14 protein-coding genes are annotated in these 18421 nt (G+C 43.3%); 4 read left to right on the top strand and 10 right to left on the bottom strand.

The window, feature by feature from the left end:
* Nucleotides 1-116: 116 nt before the first annotated feature.
* Nucleotides 117-287, bottom strand: coding sequence for a hypothetical protein (locus MKX59_RS04375; RefSeq protein WP_023990428.1), 171 nt, complete (start codon nucleotides 285-287; stop codon nucleotides 117-119).
* A gap of 19 nt (nucleotides 288-306) precedes the next feature.
* Nucleotides 307-501 carry an H-type small acid-soluble spore protein gene (locus MKX59_RS04370; protein WP_023990429.1) on the bottom strand — a complete coding sequence of 65 codons (195 nt, stop codon included), beginning with the start codon at nucleotides 499-501 and terminating at the stop codon, nucleotides 307-309.
* A 199-nt stretch (nucleotides 502-700) separates the two neighbouring features.
* Here MKX59_RS04370 and MKX59_RS04365 point away from each other — a divergent pair, with 199 nt between their 5' ends.
* Nucleotides 701-1888: a macrolide family glycosyltransferase gene (locus tag MKX59_RS04365; RefSeq protein ID WP_076264966.1), complete on the top strand. Its 1188-nt coding sequence runs from the start codon at nucleotides 701-703 to the stop codon at nucleotides 1886-1888.
* A gap of 75 nt (nucleotides 1889-1963) precedes the next feature.
* Here the strand turns inward: MKX59_RS04365 and MKX59_RS04360 are convergent, their stop codons facing one another.
* From MKX59_RS04360 to MKX59_RS04340, 5 genes are all read right to left on the bottom strand, one after another.
* The gene (locus MKX59_RS04360; protein WP_076264965.1) at nucleotides 1964-3379 is read right to left on the bottom strand and encodes a glycoside hydrolase family 32 protein; all 1416 of its coding nucleotides are present in this window, start codon (nucleotides 3377-3379) and stop codon (nucleotides 1964-1966) included.
* 83 nt (nucleotides 3380-3462) lie between these two features.
* Complete coding sequence (locus MKX59_RS04355) at nucleotides 3463-4290, bottom strand: carbohydrate ABC transporter permease (protein WP_025723176.1); 828 nt, start codon at nucleotides 4288-4290, stop codon at nucleotides 3463-3465.
* Nucleotides 4290-5174 (bottom strand): carbohydrate ABC transporter permease, encoded by an 885-nt coding sequence (locus MKX59_RS04350; protein WP_028541756.1) that lies wholly within the window; start codon nucleotides 5172-5174, stop codon nucleotides 4290-4292. Before MKX59_RS04350 ends, MKX59_RS04355 begins: the two co-directional genes overlap by 1 nt.
* Before the next feature lie 59 nt (nucleotides 5175-5233).
* Nucleotides 5234-6559 (bottom strand): ABC transporter substrate-binding protein, encoded by a 1326-nt coding sequence (locus MKX59_RS04345; protein ID WP_023990434.1) that lies wholly within the window; start codon nucleotides 6557-6559, stop codon nucleotides 5234-5236.
* Nucleotides 6560-6723: 164 nt separating this feature from the next.
* Nucleotides 6724-7701, bottom strand: coding sequence for a LacI family DNA-binding transcriptional regulator (locus tag MKX59_RS04340; RefSeq protein WP_023990435.1), 978 nt, complete (start codon nucleotides 7699-7701; stop codon nucleotides 6724-6726).
* Between the two features lie 500 nt (nucleotides 7702-8201).
* On the opposite strand from MKX59_RS04340, the gene bglS reads away from it, so the two are divergent.
* A complete protein-coding gene (bglS, locus tag MKX59_RS04335) occupies nucleotides 8202-8915 on the top strand; it encodes a beta-glucanase (RefSeq protein ID WP_028541754.1) in 714 nt (237 codons plus the stop codon).
* A 768-nt stretch (nucleotides 8916-9683) separates the two neighbouring features.
* A complete protein-coding gene (locus tag MKX59_RS04330) occupies nucleotides 9684-12533 on the top strand; it encodes an alpha-amylase family glycosyl hydrolase (RefSeq protein WP_076264998.1) in 2850 nt (949 codons plus the stop codon).
* 402 nt (nucleotides 12534-12935) lie between these two features.
* On the opposite strand, the gene MKX59_RS04325 is transcribed toward MKX59_RS04330, so the two are convergent.
* Both MKX59_RS04325 and MKX59_RS04320 read right to left on the bottom strand, forming a co-directional pair.
* A complete protein-coding gene (locus MKX59_RS04325; RefSeq protein ID WP_023990439.1) occupies nucleotides 12936-13172 on the bottom strand; it encodes a hypothetical protein in 237 nt (78 codons plus the stop codon).
* Between the two features lie 208 nt (nucleotides 13173-13380).
* Complete coding sequence (locus tag MKX59_RS04320; RefSeq protein ID WP_071558210.1) at nucleotides 13381-13782, bottom strand: VOC family protein; 402 nt, start codon at nucleotides 13780-13782, stop codon at nucleotides 13381-13383.
* Nucleotides 13783-15083: 1301 nt separating this feature from the next.
* Between MKX59_RS04320 and mprF the strand changes: the two genes are divergently transcribed.
* Nucleotides 15084-17729: a bifunctional lysylphosphatidylglycerol flippase/synthetase MprF gene (gene mprF, locus MKX59_RS04315; RefSeq protein WP_340857679.1), complete on the top strand. Its 2646-nt coding sequence runs from the start codon at nucleotides 15084-15086 to the stop codon at nucleotides 17727-17729.
* 335 nt (nucleotides 17730-18064) lie between these two features.
* Here mprF and MKX59_RS04310 read toward each other — a convergent pair whose 3' ends face one another.
* Entirely contained in the window at nucleotides 18065-18343 is a 279-nt protein-coding gene (locus tag MKX59_RS04310) for an RNA polymerase sigma factor (protein ID WP_256703655.1), read from the bottom strand.
* Nucleotides 18344-18421 lie beyond the last annotated feature (78 nt).

The following is an 18421-nucleotide window of genomic DNA, read 5'->3' as shown; positions in this document are numbered from 1 at the left end:
TGCTTTCGAAACAATAAAAAGAAGCAGCCCCTTACAGAGCTGCTAAATCTTTGGTTATCCTTATGCATCATATAAAAAGCACGCAACAGGTTATCCTGTGCGCGCTCGGTCATTCTCTATTTCTCCTCCAACTCATCCGGTACATCGTATTTATTGATATGTGAGGTTATTGCTGCAACTGCTTCGCTGGCATCCGTCGTGGCCGGCACTTCTCTAACCACATCATCCGTCTGGTCACGAAAATTCAAACGGTCTGCCTCGACTACTTTCTGTTGATTTGGTTTCATTTTTCATAGCGCTCCTTTCTTATTCCAGTACCTGATCTCTTTCCGTTAACGTGTACAAAGGTACTTCCCGTTCCTCTTCTGGATGGTTCAGCGCATAAATGCGTGCCGTCTCACTCTGCTCGTTCACATGCTGAATATAAATGGGTAAACCATCACACAACACATTCGCCATTATGGAAGAGGACGCTATTTCTTGCGCTCTTTGAACATTCACTTAGAAAAAACCTCCCTTGCTAAGTAGAGTTCGCCTTTACTATGCACGAGTTAAATATTTGTTATACACATTTCATGCCAACATGTGTTTCACGATCGTGAAAGGATATCATTTGAAAAAATAAATATTATTGTTATTATGGATTGAGAGATTCAGTGAAAACTGCGATCTTAATTGTAGAGAAAAGGAGTAATGATGAATGTTAAACATATTAATGGTTAACTTTCCGGCAGAAGGACATGTGAACCCTACGATCGGGATGACGCAAGCCTTTGCAGCACGAGGGGACCAAGTACATTACATTACAACTGAGAAATACAAGGACAGACTCGAAGCCGTTGGAGCAACGGTTCACCTGCATACCGATCTGATCAGGACTGCTTCTATTGATTCCAGTACTCCGGCTGGGTTGAGTGCATTTATGAATATTCATATTCAGACTTCGATGGACATATTAGCAATCACTAAGCAACTGTCTGAAAGCACTGATTTTGACTTTGTATTCTATGATAGATTCGGAGCTGGCGAGTTAGTTAGAGACTATTTGAAAATCCCTGGTATTGCTTCCTCCCCATCTTTTCTGATTTCGCAGAATCGGATGGCTACCAATCTCTTTCGCTCTAATGGAAATGAGCCGTTTCAACTTGATGAACAGGCCACGACCTCACTACATCTCATGAAAGAAAGATTCGGTGTTGCTCCCAAAGATATGGTTCAATTTATGAACAATACAGGGGCTCTAAACGTTGTATACACCAGCCGATATTTCCAACCAGACGCTGACAGCTTTGGTGAAGAGAATCTCTTTATTGGTCCCAGCTTCCCAGAACGCAAAGGGGAAAATTCATTTCCTTTGGACGCACTACAAGATAAAAAAGTTCTGTATATTTCGATGGGAACGGTTTTGGATCATGTTGAGGACTTTTTCAACACCTGTATTGAAGCTTTTTCCGATTTTGAAGGTATCGTCGTGATTGCAGCTGGCGAGAAAGCTGACTTTACGAAAATCAATCCAGCCCCAGAGCACTTTATCATCTCGCCCTATGTTCCCCAATTGGAGGTACTACGTCATTCAGATGTATTTATTACTCATGGTGGAATGAACAGTGTGAATGAAGGGATTCACTTTAATGTACCCTTGGTTGTACTGCCTCAGGACAAGGATCAGCCCATGGTCGCGCAGCGGTTAACAGAACTTCAGGCTGGCTATCGAATAACCAAAGACCAAATCAATGTCCAATCGTTAAGAGGTGCCGTAGATGAGGTAATGTCGAACGCGGCGTATAAAGAGGGCGTACAAAAAATAAATGATAGCTTCCAGCAATCTGGCGGTACAGAAGAAGCCCTCGCAAAAATTGATGCCTATCTTCAAAATAAGCTTGTGTAAATCACACGATTACAATTCTACAAAAAACAGGAGCCCTGACCATCAATGGTCGGGTTCCTGTTTGTCATGCATTTCCTATGTGGATATATCCCACTTCTGAAACGAAGCCATCGTACACTTTCCGCTCGCGAACGCTCGAATGCCCGTAGATTCCACTCCCGGATACACTCTTCCTGTGAGGACGTATTCACCATCGCCGATGAATATTTCCACCGAGCTTTTATCGACAAAAACCCGAAGCTCCAGACGGCCCTCGTTTAAGCCCACAGGCACTCTTCTCTCCCCGCCTGGGCCTATACCGGCACGTTCTCGGTTGAAACGGAACAGACCGTCATCGGGACGGTACGACAGTACAGTCTCCTCTTCACTACCCACCCGCAGTTTCAAACCGAATTCATCGGTGTTACTGGCCTCAAACTCAAATACGACCTTCAGTTCGTAGCTATCTCCGCGCGTGTCCATAATCTGCTCACCTGTCAGTAAGATATTCCGCTGCTCGAACAGATTGCATCGGTAATTCTTTACCTCTTCAAGCGGACGGAACAGCAGCCTGGCGCCGTCGATAACCACTTCCCGCGGAAGACTCATCGCACCAGCCCAATGGTGCCCCTCCTGAGTCGGCATCTCCGACTCCCACATATCCATCCATCCGATAACGATACGCCGCCCTTTATCATCCAAGGTTGACTGTGGGGCATAGAAATCGAATCCGTGATCCACCTGAGCATACCGCTCTGCCGTAAATGTTCCTTCAACGGAATTGAAATCACCTATACCGTACATGGTGGAATGCAGATTGCGGTAAGCCTCCCCCTGCGCAGGCATGCGCTGCGGGGACAGCATAAATACGTGCCGACCACCGAGCGGGAACAGATCCGGGCATTCCCAATTATCGCCGAAGCGTCCGTCACTCACGGCTAGTACATTGACATACGTCCAGCTTTTCAGGTCTTCAGAACGGTAAAGCAGTACAAGTCCGTTCCCTTTCGCATCATTAGAACCGAGAACGGCGTAATATTGACCTTCGTGTCTGAACACCTTAGGGTCACGGAAGTCTTTACGGCTGATCGTGTCCGGTATGGCGTCATAACCGATGACCGGGTTGCCCTCCCACTTTTCGAACGTTACTCCGTCTTCTGATACTGCGATTCCCTGCGACTGCTTGTAATCCTGATCTTTGTCAGGCCCGGTTACAACATGTCCGGTATACATCAGGACAAGCTTCCCGTCCTGCTCAATCGCACTGCCAGAGAAGCAGCCATCCTGGTCGAACTCACCGTCCGGTGCCAAAGCGATCGGCAGATAATCCCACTTCATAAGATCGCGGCTGACTGCATGTCCCCAGTGCATCGGTCCCCATACTGATTTATACGGATAATGTTGATAGAACAAGTGATACTGCCCGTTATATTGAATGAAGCCGTTCGGATCGTTCATCCAGCCGAATTCAGCCATTAAGTGGTAGTTCAGCCGATAATCCGGCCGAAGCATATGCTTCGATTGGGAAATAAATTGATCTGCACGCTCTCTCGTATACGCTTTAGTCTGTTTGATAAAGCATCCTTCCCCTGCAGTTATTTAATCGAACCTTGCATAACACCCTGAATAATATACTTCTGGGCGAACAGATAGATGATAATGATCGGAAATATCGTCAGTACCAAACTTGCCATCAATGGACCATAATCCACTGTATAGGTTCCATAAAAGTTGTACGTGGACAATGGAAGTGTCCTTTGCTCCGGATCGACCAGAATGAGGGAAGGCAGCAGAAAATCATTCCAGATCCACAGCACATTGAGAATGGAAATGGTGGCCGTCGTGGGCATCAGTACCGGAAACACGATCCGGAAGAATGTCTGAAACCGCGTGCATCCGTCAATTAGCGCCGCTTCCTCCAGTTCCTTTGGAATACTCTTTACAAAACCATGATAAATGAAGACGGCCAGCGAGCTGCCAAAACCGATATACATGTAAATCAGCGACCACTTACTGTTCAGCAGATCAAGGGACCCGTAGATTTTCACCAATGGAATCATGATAGCCTGGAATGGAATGATCATGGATGCAACCATCAGCATAAATGTATATTGGTTGAACTTGGTGTTGTTTCTGACAAAATAATGAGCCGTCATCGCCGCGAACAGTGAGATAAACAGAACACTTAACACCGTTATGACCAATGAGTTGGTGAAGGCAGCGATATAATTCATTTTATCGAATGCATTCATATAATTGACCATACTGAAGCTCTCTGGAAGCGATAACGGATTTGAGGTGATGGCCATGTTTTCCTTGAACGAATTGATCAGCAGAAAGACGAACGGTACGATGAACAATATGAGTATGACTGTCAACACAATGAATTTGATCACGGAGGAAGCAACTCTTTTTCTTGCCATTACGCCTCCACCTCCAACTTCTTGCTAAAATAAACCTGAAGCAGAGTGATGAGAGCAACCATCAGGAACAACACGAATGCTTCTGCCTGCCCCACACCATAATCACGGGAAAGGAATGCCTTTTCATACACATGCATCGACACCATTTGAGTACTGCTGAACGGCCCACCTTTCGTGAGCGCAAGGTTCACGTCATAGACCATAAAACCGCGCTGCAGGGACAAAAATATACATACGATGAAAGAAGGAACCATCAAGGGCAGCACCATTTTCCGCAGTCTGGTCCAGCTGTTCGCCCCATCAATGCTTGCGGCCTCCATAATATCATTCGGCACACCCGTCAATCCCGCGATGTAAATGACCATCATGTAACCCGCGTTCTGCCACACGGTTACAATCACGAGTGCCCAGAACGCTTTGTCGGGATCAGCCAGCCAAGTCGTGCTGAGCGACTGTATGCTGGCATGTTGTCCCAAATAGACAAGCACGTTGTTGAATATAAACTGCCATATAAAACCGAGTACAATGCCGCCGACAAGGTTGGGCAGGAAAAATCCCGCCCGGAAAATACTCTGTCCTTTTAACCCTTTTGTCAGCACATAAGCCAGCATAAAAGCGATCACATTGATAAGAACAACGGTATAAAACACATACTTGAGCGTCAAGCCGAACGATTTCCAAAACTCAATATCTCTAAAAACAGCCAGATAGTTTTGGATGCCAACCAGCGATAGTGTGGTGGAAATACCATCCCAGTTTGTGAACGTCAGATAGATGCCGTACAAAAATGGAATGATCATTACTGTTATGAAGGCAAACAAGGTTGGTCCGGTAAACAGCAGCCGCGTCCGCAGCCGATTCCATACTCCTTTTTCCGCAATCATGATGATCCCTCTCTTTGTCCCTGATTTCTCTCTCTATTCCGGGTAATTTGAAAACAACCTTATTTTGCGGTCTTCCAGTAGTTTTCGATTTCTTTAACCAGTGTTGCGCGATCACCCTGTTTCGCCAGATACTTTTGCATGGAAGATCCTGTCTTGGACCAGTGGTCGGCAGGCAGCATGCTCATCGACTGCTCTGACTTGCCTTTTGCGATATAATCCTGGATGGACTTGCCAAGCGGATCGGCCGCAGGCAGTGTAATATTTTTGAACGCCGGGATAATGTTTGCTTGGTTCACGAGGAAATCCTGGCCTTTCGCTTCATAGACGATCCAGTTCAGGAACTTCTTCGCCGCCTCTTGCTGTTCTGGAGTAGCCTTCTCCTTGTCAATAACAATGCGCTTGGATACAGCAGACGAAATCTCCTGATTGCCGTAGTCATCGGCATTGTTGCTGATTGGTACAGGCAGAAAACCATATTCTTTGTTAGCGGTATCAAAACTGTTGATTTGCGGCCATGCCCAGTTGCCCATGAACCAAATGCCAACTTCACCTTTGCCGAGCAGTTCCGGTCCGCGTTCATAAGTTCCTGCTAGCGGAGAAGCCTGATCGATATTGTATTTCATCATGACGTCGAATGTATCCATAAGTCCGTTAAATACAGGATTATTAGCCAAGTCCGCCTGGCCCGCTTTTAGTGACGCCATGAATTTGTCCACTTCAGCCATGTCTTTGTTCTGGCCTGCATAAGCAAGAGGCAAATAATGAGCGCCCAGGGACCAGTCCATTGATGAAATCACCAGTGCTTTCTTTCCGGATGTCTCGATTTGCTGAAACAGTTTTTCAAGGTCATTTCGGGTTTTAATTGTGGTGGGATCAAAGCTTCCGCCTACCGCTTTATCTACAACGGCTTTGTTGTAAATGAATCCGTAGCCTTCAACAGCCAGTGGAAACGCGTAATTTTTACCATCAAATGTCGTAGCAGTGGTAGCGTTTTCAACAGTGTCCGCATTCCACTTTTCCCCACTTAGATCGAGGATACGGTCCTTGAATTTCTCAACATCACCTGTATCTAGCATGATCATGGTCGGCGGGTTTCCTGATGCATACAATGCGGAGGCACGCTCAAAAGGAGAACCACCAGTCGGAACCGGCTGGATTTCAACAGTAATGCCCGGATTGTCTTTCTGGAACGCCTTCGCGGCTTCCTCCAGCTGTGGAAGGATTTCGCCTTTGGAGTTCAAAAGCGTAATTTTCACATTTTTTGAATCCCCTGATCCCCCTCCAGAAGCCGAATTACCTTCTCCTCCGGAGCCACTGCATGCAGACACCACCATAACCAAAAGAAGCAGCATTACCATCCATTGAACTCTTTTGAATTTCCTCATTGTTGTCATCCCCTTATTTATATAATGGCTCTGAACACTTAAATAAAACGCTTACAAACGGATTATATGTCAAAGGTTTAACTTGTGTCAATCGTTTGACATGTTGAATTTTTAACATGTACTAAAAAAAATCTGTTCCCCTTGTTAGAGGAACAGATTTTCATTCAGGTCGTTGCACGCTCAATTAGTTCAACAGGCAGCAGATTGACAGGTTGTACCTGCTCCCCTTCCGCCTGCCTGCGGATCAGCTCGACCGCCAGTCTGCCGATGTCTGCAATCGGCTGTCTTACCGATGTAAGTTCCGGCGTCAGCCAGGAAGCAACGCTTACATCATCGAAGCCTACAATGCGCACATTCTCTGGCACATGCCTTCCAGCGCGAATATATTCTTTCAGCGCAAAAGCGGCAATAATATCACTTGTTGCGAACACTCCATCCACATCGGGATGTTCATGAACGAGTTTTGAAATGATTCGCTCGTACTCCTTCTGATCGAACACATTCAAGTCTGTTTGAACGATCACATGCTCGACACCATTCCTGCCCACGACATCCCGGAATGCTTTGGTCCGCTCATTGGACAGCATGTTCAGCTCCAGATTTCCGCAGATATGCGCAATTTTCTGGCAGCCTTTGCGAATGAGCAGCTCCGTAGCCAGCTCGCCTCCGCGATAATTATCCGAGGATATGTAAGGAATATACGGGTCGATCTGCCTATCAAACGTCACGATCGGTGAATTCAAATGTCGGTACTCTTCTACTTCTAATGTATGGCTACCCATAATGATGCCATCCACCCGGTTCCGCTTCAACATATCGATATATACTTTTTCCTTCACGGGATCCATATGTGAATTGCACAGCAGGACCTTGCAGTCATGCTGATAGGCATAATACTCGACCTGATTGGCAAGCTCACCGAAGAAAGGATGCGAGACATTGGGAATAATAAGGCCAATAATATTGGACTGCTTACGTAGCAGAGATCGTGCTATTTCATTCGGTTGATAATTAAGCTCCTCCATTGCGTCAAACACTTTTTTGCGTGTAGTTTCGCTGATATATCCTCGGTTATTCATTACACGGGATACTGTAGTGACTGACACGCCCGCTTTTAATGCTACATCATGAATTGTCGCCATATTAACCTCTTCCCGCACAAAATAAATACATACAAACTATACTCTCTCCTCATCATTTCAACAACCTTACATAACGGAAGGCCTCAAAATGGCCGTAAATGTTAGGTGACTGAACTTTGCGAATCCAAAATTAAAGGTCACAATTGCTCTAAACCATAATGATAGCAAGGCCCCCTTAAAAAGGTCTTGCTATCTTTTCTTTAACCATCCTTCTTGGATTCAACTTCCCCGCCGGACGTAAGGGCTCTGGTTATCGGGGTGAGTAGCGTAGCGGCCCAGCGGTGCATTTTTAAACCACAACTTGATAAAATTTAGGTTTTTTTAAATTATGTTTCAAGCGTTAAGTTTGCTATAGTCTACGCCTCAATTTCAAGCTACAATGAAGATACCAAATATGGAAGCGTTTTATATTTTTTTCGGTAAGCCGGTCAATACTTGAAATAATGTATCATTGCCAGCCGTTTCTTTCATGTTTGGTCAATCTTTTATGGAGGTGTAAAATGAAGAAGAAATCTTGGTTTACTTTACTGGCAACTGGAATTGTCTCTCTGTTTTTTTCGGTAAGCGTTTATGCGGGGAATGTTTTTTGGGAACCACTTAATGGTTTCAATTCTGGTGCATGGCAAAAAGCGGATGGATATTCCAATGGGAACATGTTTAATTGCACTTGGCGTGCCAATAATGTCAATTTTACGAACGATGGCAAAATGAAGCTTGGCTTAACAAGTTCTGCGTACAATAAATTTGACTGCGGAGAGTATCGATCGACGAACACTTACAGATACGGCTTATACGAGGTCAGCATGAAGCCGGCTAAAAATATAGGGATCGTATCTTCCTTTTTTACGTATACGGGACCTACTGATGGCACGCAATGGGATGAAATAGATATTGAATTTTTAGGCAAAGACACGACAAAAGTGCAATTCAACTATTATACAAACGGGGTCGGTGGTCACGAGAAGATTGTAGATCTGGGCTTCGATGCATCAAAAGGCTTTCACACCTATGCTTTTGATTGGCAGCCAGGGTACATTAAGTGGTATGTTGACGGGGTTCTAAAGCATACGGCAACTACAAACATACCAAGCACGCCAGGCAAGATTATGATGAATTTATGGAATGGCACTGGCGTTGACGACTGGCTAGGTTCGTATAATGGAGCGAATCCGCTATACGCTGAATATGATTGGGTAAAATACACGAGCAATTAGCCCATAGTACCAAAAGCAGCCCTGTAGTGGCTGTTTTTTTTGATGATGCATTCGGCCATGAATAAAATCGCTGGAAATCTATTCAAAGCTGGCGATCACCGATGCGCAGCTGAATATAATCAGGTATTTAATAAATCCCCTGTTTAACCCATATGTTTGCGGATGGTTAGCATTTTCCTGCTTCAATTACTTTAAAGATACCAATACAGGAAAGGGGTCATGTAACTCCAATCGGTTTATAACTCAGGAACCAACTTTAATGAAGGGAAGTCAGACAACAAGTATTACGTTTGAAGGAATCATCCCCGGTTCAGCTTCAAGTTCAAGCTTATATTGCTGTCCATTCCACCTTAGGATACTCACGCTCGCGTTTTCTATTTTCTTTCCTGACCATATACTGCTTATTGACATCTGCTTAGCGACTCGCTTTGATACATTAACATGTGCCTTTCAAGGCTTTTTGGACGTTGGCTTCAATTATGAACAGGCTAGCTTAGGTTTGAAATATGTTCCTAGCAATTCATTGACCAGTAAAAGTATGGATGATATAATCATAAAAGGAAAAAATCATTGGTATAGAGCCATGCGTGAATGGGCTTTTCTCATAATTTCTTTTGTAAGCGCGTACAATGATTATTTTCCATATATACCACGGAGGAGGCGATCAAAGAATCCATTTTATCAAAATAAATGTCTTCTTTTTTTTTTATTTTTAATGCAACCGGTTGCATTATTTATTCCACTAAATATTATCAGGAGGTTGTTAACTTGCTAGGAAAAAAAACTGGGAGTTTTATTTCTTGGTTGATTATTTTGTCGCTTTGCTTCAACTTCTTCGGTTTACCCGGCGTAGCTTCGGCCAGTAGCACCGATTATACAGCCACCTACACGAATTCCACAGCGACTACCCTTCCCTCTACAACCGCTTCGATCACGTCTATCGTTACCGCAACGTATGCACCTACCACAATACCTAAATCAACTCAAACTGGGTTAACGGTTCACTTTAAGAAACCTTCAAGCTGGAATTCAGCGATTCGAATCCATTACTGGAATCTGAATCCGACAACCGTTCCGATAAGCGGAGCGTGGCCGGGAATCCTGATGAAGTCGGATGGAAACGACTGGTACAGCTACACCATTGCCGAGGCCACAGGCTCAAGTCTCATCTTTAATGACGGTAGCGGCAAACAGACGGCCGACTTGTCCCGCAGTGTGAAAGAGGGCTGGTATTACACAGATAACACATGGTATGATACCAGCCCGGAAATGCCTAAAATTCCGGCGATTTCCGCCTCCCCTGTACCCAAAACATATGATTCGTCCCAATCGGTGACGCTTTCCAGCACCAACAGTGACGATAAGATTTACTATACGATAGACGGCTCGACACCTACGACATCCTCGACCTTGTATACCTCTCCAATCCAAGTTGCTTCCTCTTTGACCATTAAGGCCTTCGGTGTCAACTCAATCGGTCAAACTGGAAATGCATCCTCTTTCGCTTATATGATTGACCTGAATTCAGATCTGCAAGCTCCGACAATCACAGCGAATTTGCCTACCAGACATTCCGATTCCTCTGTGACTGTATCCTTCAACCTAAATGATAACAAGGCGGCAACGACCAAGGCATACTACACGGACGATGGTACGGAACCAACCATAAGCTCGAAAGTATATATCCTGGGCAACGCTATGGCCGGATTGACCGGACCGTCCATCCTTATTTCCAAGACCACGACATTAAAATTTCTCGTTATAGACGGCGCTGGCAATCAAACCAAACAAAGCTTTGTTTATAATATTGGAAATAAAGGTGATTTTCGGGAAGATACTATTTACTTCGTGATTACTTCCCGGTTCTATGACGGTGATCCGAGCAACAACATGCACGCATGGGATGATGCCAAGGCGCGTAATCCGGATTCGGACCCAGCTTGGAGAGGGGACTTTAAGGGGCTGATTCAAAAGCTCGATTATATCAAAGCCCTCGGATTCAGCGCCGTCTGGATTACACCTGTTGTGCAGAATGCCAGCGGTTATGATTATCATGGTTACCATGCAATAAATTTCGCCAAAGTAGACCCAAGATATGAATCGGCGGGAGCTTCTTACCAGGATTTGATCAATGCGGCCCATGCCAAAGGGCTGAAGGTTATTCAAGACATCGTTGTCAATCATACCGGTAATTTCGGTGAAGAGAATCTGTACCCCATGTTCAAGAAAGATCCGGCTAAACCGGATACGGCTAACAACTTGGTGAAAACTACGGATAAGCTGCCGTCAAACTATGATTCTATGACACCCGATCAGCAGTATCAGGCAAGGCTCACTTTAATGAAGAACGCGGAAACGAACAATAACATTTACCATACAGAGAAAAGCCTCTCCTGGGAATCCTATACTGTCCAAACTGGTCAGATAGCGGGAGATTGCGTGGATTTGAACACGGAAAACCCTGCAGTTAACGAATATTTAATTGATACCTACAATCACTATATAGACATGGGTGTTGACGCTTTCCGTGTCGATACGGTGAAGCATGTGAGCCGGTATATTTTCAATAAATACTATATTCCTGCCTGGAAGACAAGAGGCGGCTCGGATTTCTATATTTTTGGAGAAGTAGCCACCCGTTACAGAGATGTCTGGAACAGTGGAATTCCGGCGATCTCGACGCCATTCTATACTTGGAAAAGCTCGAAATCGTATCCGGGCGATGGAAAGAATGATTACGCCTCCAATAAAGTGTCGGTTGAACAAGAGTGGGCGGACAACTCTACTACAGCAGGACAGCCAACCTCGAACAATGCTCTCTTAAACGGAAATACCTATCATACGCCTGACTATTCAATGAAATCGGGCATGGATGTGATTGATTTTCCGATGCATTGGGCATTCAAGACCGCGCAGGAAGCATTCAATATGAGAAGTGGCGATCAATACTATAATGATGCTACCTGGAATGTAACCTATATCGACTCGCATGACTATGCGCCCGACCAGGCTCCGGAAAATCAAAGATTTGCGGGCACACAGGACACTTGGGCCGAGAATCTCGATCTGATGTTCACCTTCCGCGGAATACCCGCTATCTTCTATGGTTCCGAAATCGAATTCCAAAAGGGGGCTGTCATTGATCCGGGTCCAAACGCACCGCTAAGCAAAACGGGACGGGCTTATTACGGCGATCACATGGAAGGCAGTGTTACAGTACAAGATTACGGCAAATACACAAATGCTACCGGCACGCTTGCGGAATCGCTCAACCATCCTCTGGCCAAACATATCAGACAGCTTAATTTAATCAGAAGAGCTGTTCCCGCCTTGCAAAAAGGACAGTATTCCACAGAGAATGTAACGGGCAATCTGGCGTTTAAGAGAAGATATACCGACAGCGCCAAAGGCATTGACAGCTTTGCATTGGTCACGATTTCAGGAAACGCCACATTTACCGGAATTCCGAACGGAACCTATGTGGATGCGGTGACTGGTAATTCCAAAACCGTTACTGATGGCAAGATCACCCTGACATGCTCCGGCAAAGGAAACGCAAGGGTATATGTATTGAATGGCAGCGGTGGAATTGGAGAAACGGGAACCTATCTGAAGTAAACGGCAGTATGTCTTAGTTAACTGAAGCAACCTCAGTTCGGTATTGCACCGTGCTAAGGTTGCTTCCAATTAAAAAGTATATCCAAGAGAGAGAGTCAGGATATTGCTCTGGACTAAATTTTTAACGGATGGGAGTGAACCAAGATGCACCAACGACAGCTTCTATGTGCGTACATTCCTCCGTATATTTAATGACCAACAACCATCAAGTATTAACGGGTTCTGACCGGTCATCCGGATATGTTCTACCGCATACAACGGGTACAAGCGTTAGACCAAAAGTACCTAAAGCATATGATAATTGAGGATGTCCTTCATGAATGTATAATGCTATTGCCATAATAATGATAGGCAAAACTGTAATACAATCATTATAGTTGTTTCCTCCATTTGCATTGTATTTCACACACGTTTCTTTAACAATTCTTTCAGCTGTGTGTTCGGGTCAGCAAAAGACTGAATAATCTCCTTTATACCTTCTAGAACGTTTTTTGAAGTTGTTAGATACAAATCTATTACTTCCGCAGGCCAGCTGTTAAAGTTGGCCGTGATTTTTATAACTTCTGTTCTTAAAGAAAAAGCACTTAAATTATTAGGGTCTAATCCCGCATTATTAAGCAAATGGGTCAATCCATGCACAAGTTCTACTCTTGAGCGATCGAGATTTTCAAAAGGATTGGAAATATATAATATATCCCTTAGCTTAGGGATAGCCCAGGTGATTTGTATAAATTTAACCCACGAATTTTTCCTTCTAAGCAACGATTTTGATTTGAATTACGGATATGAGATTATAGGGGGTGTAAAAAACGCCGGTGACCTTAAGCAGGTGACCGGCGTTTTCATATTAGCGTTTCGGCATTTTGCTCTCATCCATGTACAGCAGGTTCCAGCGGTGACCGTCCAGGTCGGCAAATCCTGCGCCGTACATCCAGCCGTCAATTTCACTCGGTTTGCCAAAGATGTTTCCTCCGGCAAACTCTACTTTTTGAATAAAGGCATCTACTTCTTCTCTGCTTTCAGCGCCAATGGAAAATATTACTTCTGCGGTATGGGAAGTATCTGCGATTTTTGAACCTGTAAATTTCTCAAACGCCGCATCCGGGAACAGCAGAATCGTTGTTTGGCCTATGGCAAGCTTGGCTCTCTCGTTACCAACGCTAGCCGCATGGAATCCAATCTCATTGAAAAAGGCAGTTGACCTCTCAACATCTTTGACCGGCAGATTAATCCATATCTCCTGTGACATGGCTGTAGCCTCCTGGAATATATTTCCAACTACTCCTACTATACTCTACTTCTGGCAGCAGAAGCGAATCTTATAAAAGAAACCGCAAGGTATCGATCTAGCCAAGAATGGATTTCGCATCAAAGTAATGACTCTCTTACAACAATTCTGCACTCTTCAAGTTCTTCGGGATCCGTATCTAGGTAAAGAAGCTTCCAGTCAGTTGGGTATATTGAATGCGCATGCCGATAATGGATACCCAAAGGTGTCACTGAAGCAAAATCATATATTTTCAAAGAATCTGATTTTAGGGGCATCATCGTTCCTCCCTTTAGCTTATAACTATATTTATTGGCAATAAGATTTTTTATATTTATAAAACAATAAAATATCCGAGTATCAATAAATTGAATACGATTCAGTCAAGAATATATTCAACTCTTCATGCGTAGTTAGAGCTTTCACACTGAATTCCGTCTTTTAACCGAGATGGGGGGCGCTGAAGCTTAATCATGGAGCTTGCAACTGGAGCACTTGCGTAGGAAGCCCTGTTCAACTTTAACGGTGGAGAGTCTTAGCGAAAGAATCTCCATTTCAAGTTATTACTTAGTTATACAAATTCTTTAGATTTTCTTTAGAAATATACTCATTAATTCCTTAGTTTTTTTTATTATGCTTTCTGAAAGAAAAAGAGAGAAGTTCAAAATGGTCAGTAATAACTTAATAAATCTAATTAACGCTATGCCTATCTATTCTTATTTCGCCCTCTCTCTGAGTTCTTTTAGAATACAATCCCATATGAAACTTCATCTAGTATCCTCGTATCTGGCCCACGGTAAGGATGAAGCGTACGTAGCCACAATAATTGAACATAAACCCGCTTGCATACTCCCATCAACAATGCCGATCGTACGGAGTTGTTCATAGAGATTGCGCTAGGTGTAATCATCACACAGTACCCCGCAGGCAGCTTATTCACAGCCACTGCTAACTGAACCAAGTAGTTTGCTTGCTAGGCGGATATGGAGGCTATACTTAACCTGCTAGTTTATTTTGCTGACGCTATTTGTCCTAGCAACGCGGTTTGAATGAAAATGCTAACGGTTTACTGCTGGGTTCCTCCCCAAGAGTACTGATGGCTTGGGTCACGGATGAAGATCTCCTTCATTTACTGGATCTAATTAACCACCGACCCCGAAAATGTCTGGATTGGAGGACCGCTCACGAATCTTTCACAGAAGTCCTGCCGCATTTGGTTTGACAATCCGTCTTGTATTAAAAATATCGATATTATTTTGTCCGAGGGTGGAGTCGACGACACAATGAGAGAATTGCTTCGAAAGCTTAAAATTTTACAGCTATTTTTGGCTTTGTACCGTGCTAAAATTATTAGGATACTGATTCCTGTAGCTATTTTAGTCATTATCTATGTGTATGGAAGACACGAGATTCAGAATATTAACTTAGCTAAAATTATTCATGAATTACGCATGATGCCCGTTCATGTCGTTATTCAATTGATCATTGCTTCTTTTATAGCGGTATCTGTAATGAGTACTTATGATTATTTAATACGAAAACAATTTAAGCTTGATATCAATTGGAAAACGACTTATCGATATGCATGGATAGCCAATACATTTAACAATATGATTGGGTTCGCTGGTCTTACCGGTCTAGGACTACGTACATTACTGTATAAGAGAAGTGGCGTTCCTATGAAAACAATGGGAGCTGCTGCACTCTTTTTATCGCCTATCGTATTAGTCGGTCTATCTTTACTTGGCTGTCTTGTACTGGTCGGTGTTTTTCCTGTTGAACCTATTTTTGAACAACTTCCTTGGCTTCGTATCGGTGTATGGGGAGTTTCATTGTACTTACCGTTCTTCCTATTAATGCAACGATCTTCCCTGTTCGCCAAATGGTTTCATAAGGGCGATGGCAAGTTACCTTGGAAAGTAGTCATCGCTTCTCTAGGTTCCTCTGTTCTAGAGTGGGCTTGTGCAGGGGCATTATTTTGGTTATTCACTTTTTATGATCTGAATCATTTACCGTTTGCCCCGGTATTCGGTGTGTATATTGTAGCAGCAATTGCAGGGATTATTAGTATGGCGCCAGGTGGTATTGGAGCATTTGATCTGATCGTGTTGCTTGGACTTCAGACATTAGGTGTTGATCCATCACATGCACTAACGATTTTGTTATTGTTCCGCATTTTTTACTTTGTAGTTCCTTGGTTGATCGGTCTTGTGCTAGCTACGTTTGAGATGAGTCCGAACAGTAAACAAATGCGTGAAATGATTACAACTAGTCTGGACGCTTCACGTAACACATGGGTCAAATTCTGGGGCTGGCCTTCTCATTTCGGTCTACTTAGTGATCTAGGAGCATGGGCGCTTGGAAAGTTAGTATTCACCAGTGGTATCATATTACTACTTTCTGCGGCTACCCCAGGCCTAATTGCTCGCCTACGTTTTATGGAACATGTGTTATCTTTACCTATTATGCGTTTTTCAGAACAGTTATCTGTGACTATCGGTATTATGCTTATTATCGTATCACGTGGTATTTCAATGCGTACTCGTCGCGCTTACATATGGACGGGAGCATTGTTGTTAGCAGGTGCTATCTTCACATTTGCCAAAGGGTTCGATTACGAGGAAGCTATTATTTTACTTATTGTTGCATTGGTGCTATGGATATCACGGGCTCGATTTAACAGTGAAAGTGCTAGTATTTCTTTACGTAGTATCTGGATTTGGGCGTTCCTTGCTTTTATCTCATCGTTATCGTATTACGTTATTGGTACACATATTCATCCAGCTATTTTGCGACATCTACCAATGCGTACTCAACAATGGTTTTTGAACCCGCATGAATATGCAGTGACGGCCCTTGTTGGATTAATCGGTGCTTTAATTTTAATGGCATCTATATTCACCTTACGCCCGCATCGCTACACAGGAATACGTCCAGATGAGGCGGGTATAGAGAAATTAACTCAATTTATTGCCAAAGAAGACGGTAATCTTTTGACTCATCTTCTCTATCTAGGAGACAAAAATTTTTATTGGGCGCAAAATGATCAAATTTTAATTCCCTATTCTCGAGTGCGTCACAAATTAATTGTACTTGGCGACCCAGTTGGTAATAAAAATCTTGTCTCTGCTGCGATTCAAGAATTTCAGAGGTATGCGGATCAGTATGCATTAACCGTTGTTTTTTATCAAGCAACACCTGAATATCTATCGATCTATCATGAGAATGGTTACAAATTCTTCAAACTAGGCGAAGAAGCTTTGGTTCCTCTAACTACATTCACATTAAGTGGGAAAAGTAAGCAGAACTTGCGAACTGCTAAAAATAAATCAGATCGTGAAGGTCAAATATTTGAAGTGCTTGCCCCACCCTATCATTCAGAATTACTGTCTGAATTACGTCAGATTTCGGATGAGTGGCTAGGCGATCGTAAAGAAAAAGCTTATTCTTTAGGCTGGTTCAACGAAGCGTATATTCAACGCTCTCCCTTAACATTGCTTCGTAATGCTGAGGGTCACATTTTGGCTTTTGCAACATTAGCTCCAGCTTATGACCAAAATAAAGTGATCTCAATTGATCTGATGCGCCATTTGAATGATACACCGAATGGAACGATGGATGTGTTATTTGTACGTATAATTGAATGGGCAAAAGAACAAGGTTATTCTTATTTCAATTTGGGTATGTCTCCGCTCTCCAGTGTGGGTGAAAATCAGAATGCGCATCGTGAAGAAAAATTAGCTCGGCTGGTGTTCCGATATGGTGGGCACTGGTATGGATTTGAGGGATTGCGCCGTTACAAGGAAAAATTCTCACCTGAATGGCAAGCAAGATATTTAGCTTATCCGGCAGGTATGACACTTCCAATGCTTACGCTGGATCTGGTCCGACTGGTATCTCGTCGTCCAGAACAAGTAGAGCTTCTTTAACCTTCAGAATAAATTCTTTGGATAGGCTACAGTTACGTGGACTGAAAAAATGAGGGCAATAGAATGAAAGCAATTATTTTTCACGGTTAGATATTCAGAATTCCTTCACATCCTAAGGTGGTCACTTGACCACCTTTTTAATGTTTTGACTCAACTATTCTACCTACACTCTTCTAGACATAAAAAACGTGGTTTATTGTATTAGATAACAGATAAACTAGAGGTATTGGTTGGATCAATAACAAGATATTTAAGGATCAGAGCTTGAAAAAAAAGCTTTTTTAGCAAAAAGAATACTGTCAGTCCTACTGCTTATTAGGTTCTTCCCAATCAGTTCATGAAATATATCTTAATTTAATATGTTTAGAAGCTCTGTACAGCGACGACTTCACGGCAGCTTCGCTCTTGTTTAAAATTTTAGCTGTTTCTTTTATGGAGTATCCTTGGACTAGGCGCAATTCGAGTACAGTCCTTTGCTCGTCATTACTTACCATCAAAAGAATTCGCTCGACTTCCTCTTGAATTACAAAATCGAGGGTATCCCAGTGATAATCAAATAGTTCTCTATGTGAAGAGTATTCTCTCGTCTTTTTTCGTTTTCTTAATACATCTATAACAAGATTTTTGGCATTACTTTTCCTTCCTGTTTCGATTGCTTTTCAACAAATACTGCACCCTCAACAATACCTATT

The organism is Paenibacillus sp. FSL R7-0340, from assembly GCF_038002205.1.
GTDB lineage: Bacteria > Bacillota > Bacilli > Paenibacillales > Paenibacillaceae > Paenibacillus > Paenibacillus polymyxa_B.
The sequence above is the reverse complement of the archived record's forward strand: the minus strand, read 5'-3'. Positions and strand labels throughout refer to the sequence as shown.

Excerpts from the sequence above, each read along its gene's own strand:
- MKX59_RS04375 (WP_023990428.1), bottom strand. The coding sequence starts at position 287 with ATGAAACCAAATCAACAGAAAGTAGTCGAGGCAGACCGTTTGAATTTT.
- MKX59_RS04360 (WP_076264965.1), bottom strand. The coding sequence starts at position 3,379 with ATGCTTCGGCCGGATTATCGGCTGAACTACCACTTAATGGCTGAATTC.
- MKX59_RS04320 (WP_071558210.1), bottom strand. The coding sequence starts at position 13,782 with ATGTCACAGGAGATATGGATTAATCTGCCGGTCAAAGATGTTGAGAGG.
- MKX59_RS04355 (WP_025723176.1), bottom strand. The coding sequence starts at position 4,290 with ATGGCAAGAAAAAGAGTTGCTTCCTCCGTGATCAAATTCATTGTGTTG.
- MKX59_RS04340 (WP_023990435.1), bottom strand. The coding sequence starts at position 7,701 with ATGGCGACAATTCATGATGTAGCATTAAAAGCGGGCGTGTCAGTCACT.
- bglS (WP_028541754.1), top strand. The coding sequence starts at position 8,202 with ATGAAGAAGAAATCTTGGTTTACTTTACTGGCAACTGGAATTGTCTCT.
- MKX59_RS04350 (WP_028541756.1), bottom strand. The coding sequence starts at position 5,174 with ATGATTGCGGAAAAAGGAGTATGGAATCGGCTGCGGACGCGGCTGCTG.
- MKX59_RS04345 (WP_023990434.1), bottom strand. The coding sequence starts at position 6,559 with ATGAGGAAATTCAAAAGAGTTCAATGGATGGTAATGCTGCTTCTTTTG.
- mprF (WP_340857679.1), top strand. The coding sequence starts at position 15,084 with ATGAGAGAATTGCTTCGAAAGCTTAAAATTTTACAGCTATTTTTGGCT.
- MKX59_RS04365 (WP_076264966.1), top strand. The coding sequence starts at position 701 with ATGTTAAACATATTAATGGTTAACTTTCCGGCAGAAGGACATGTGAAC.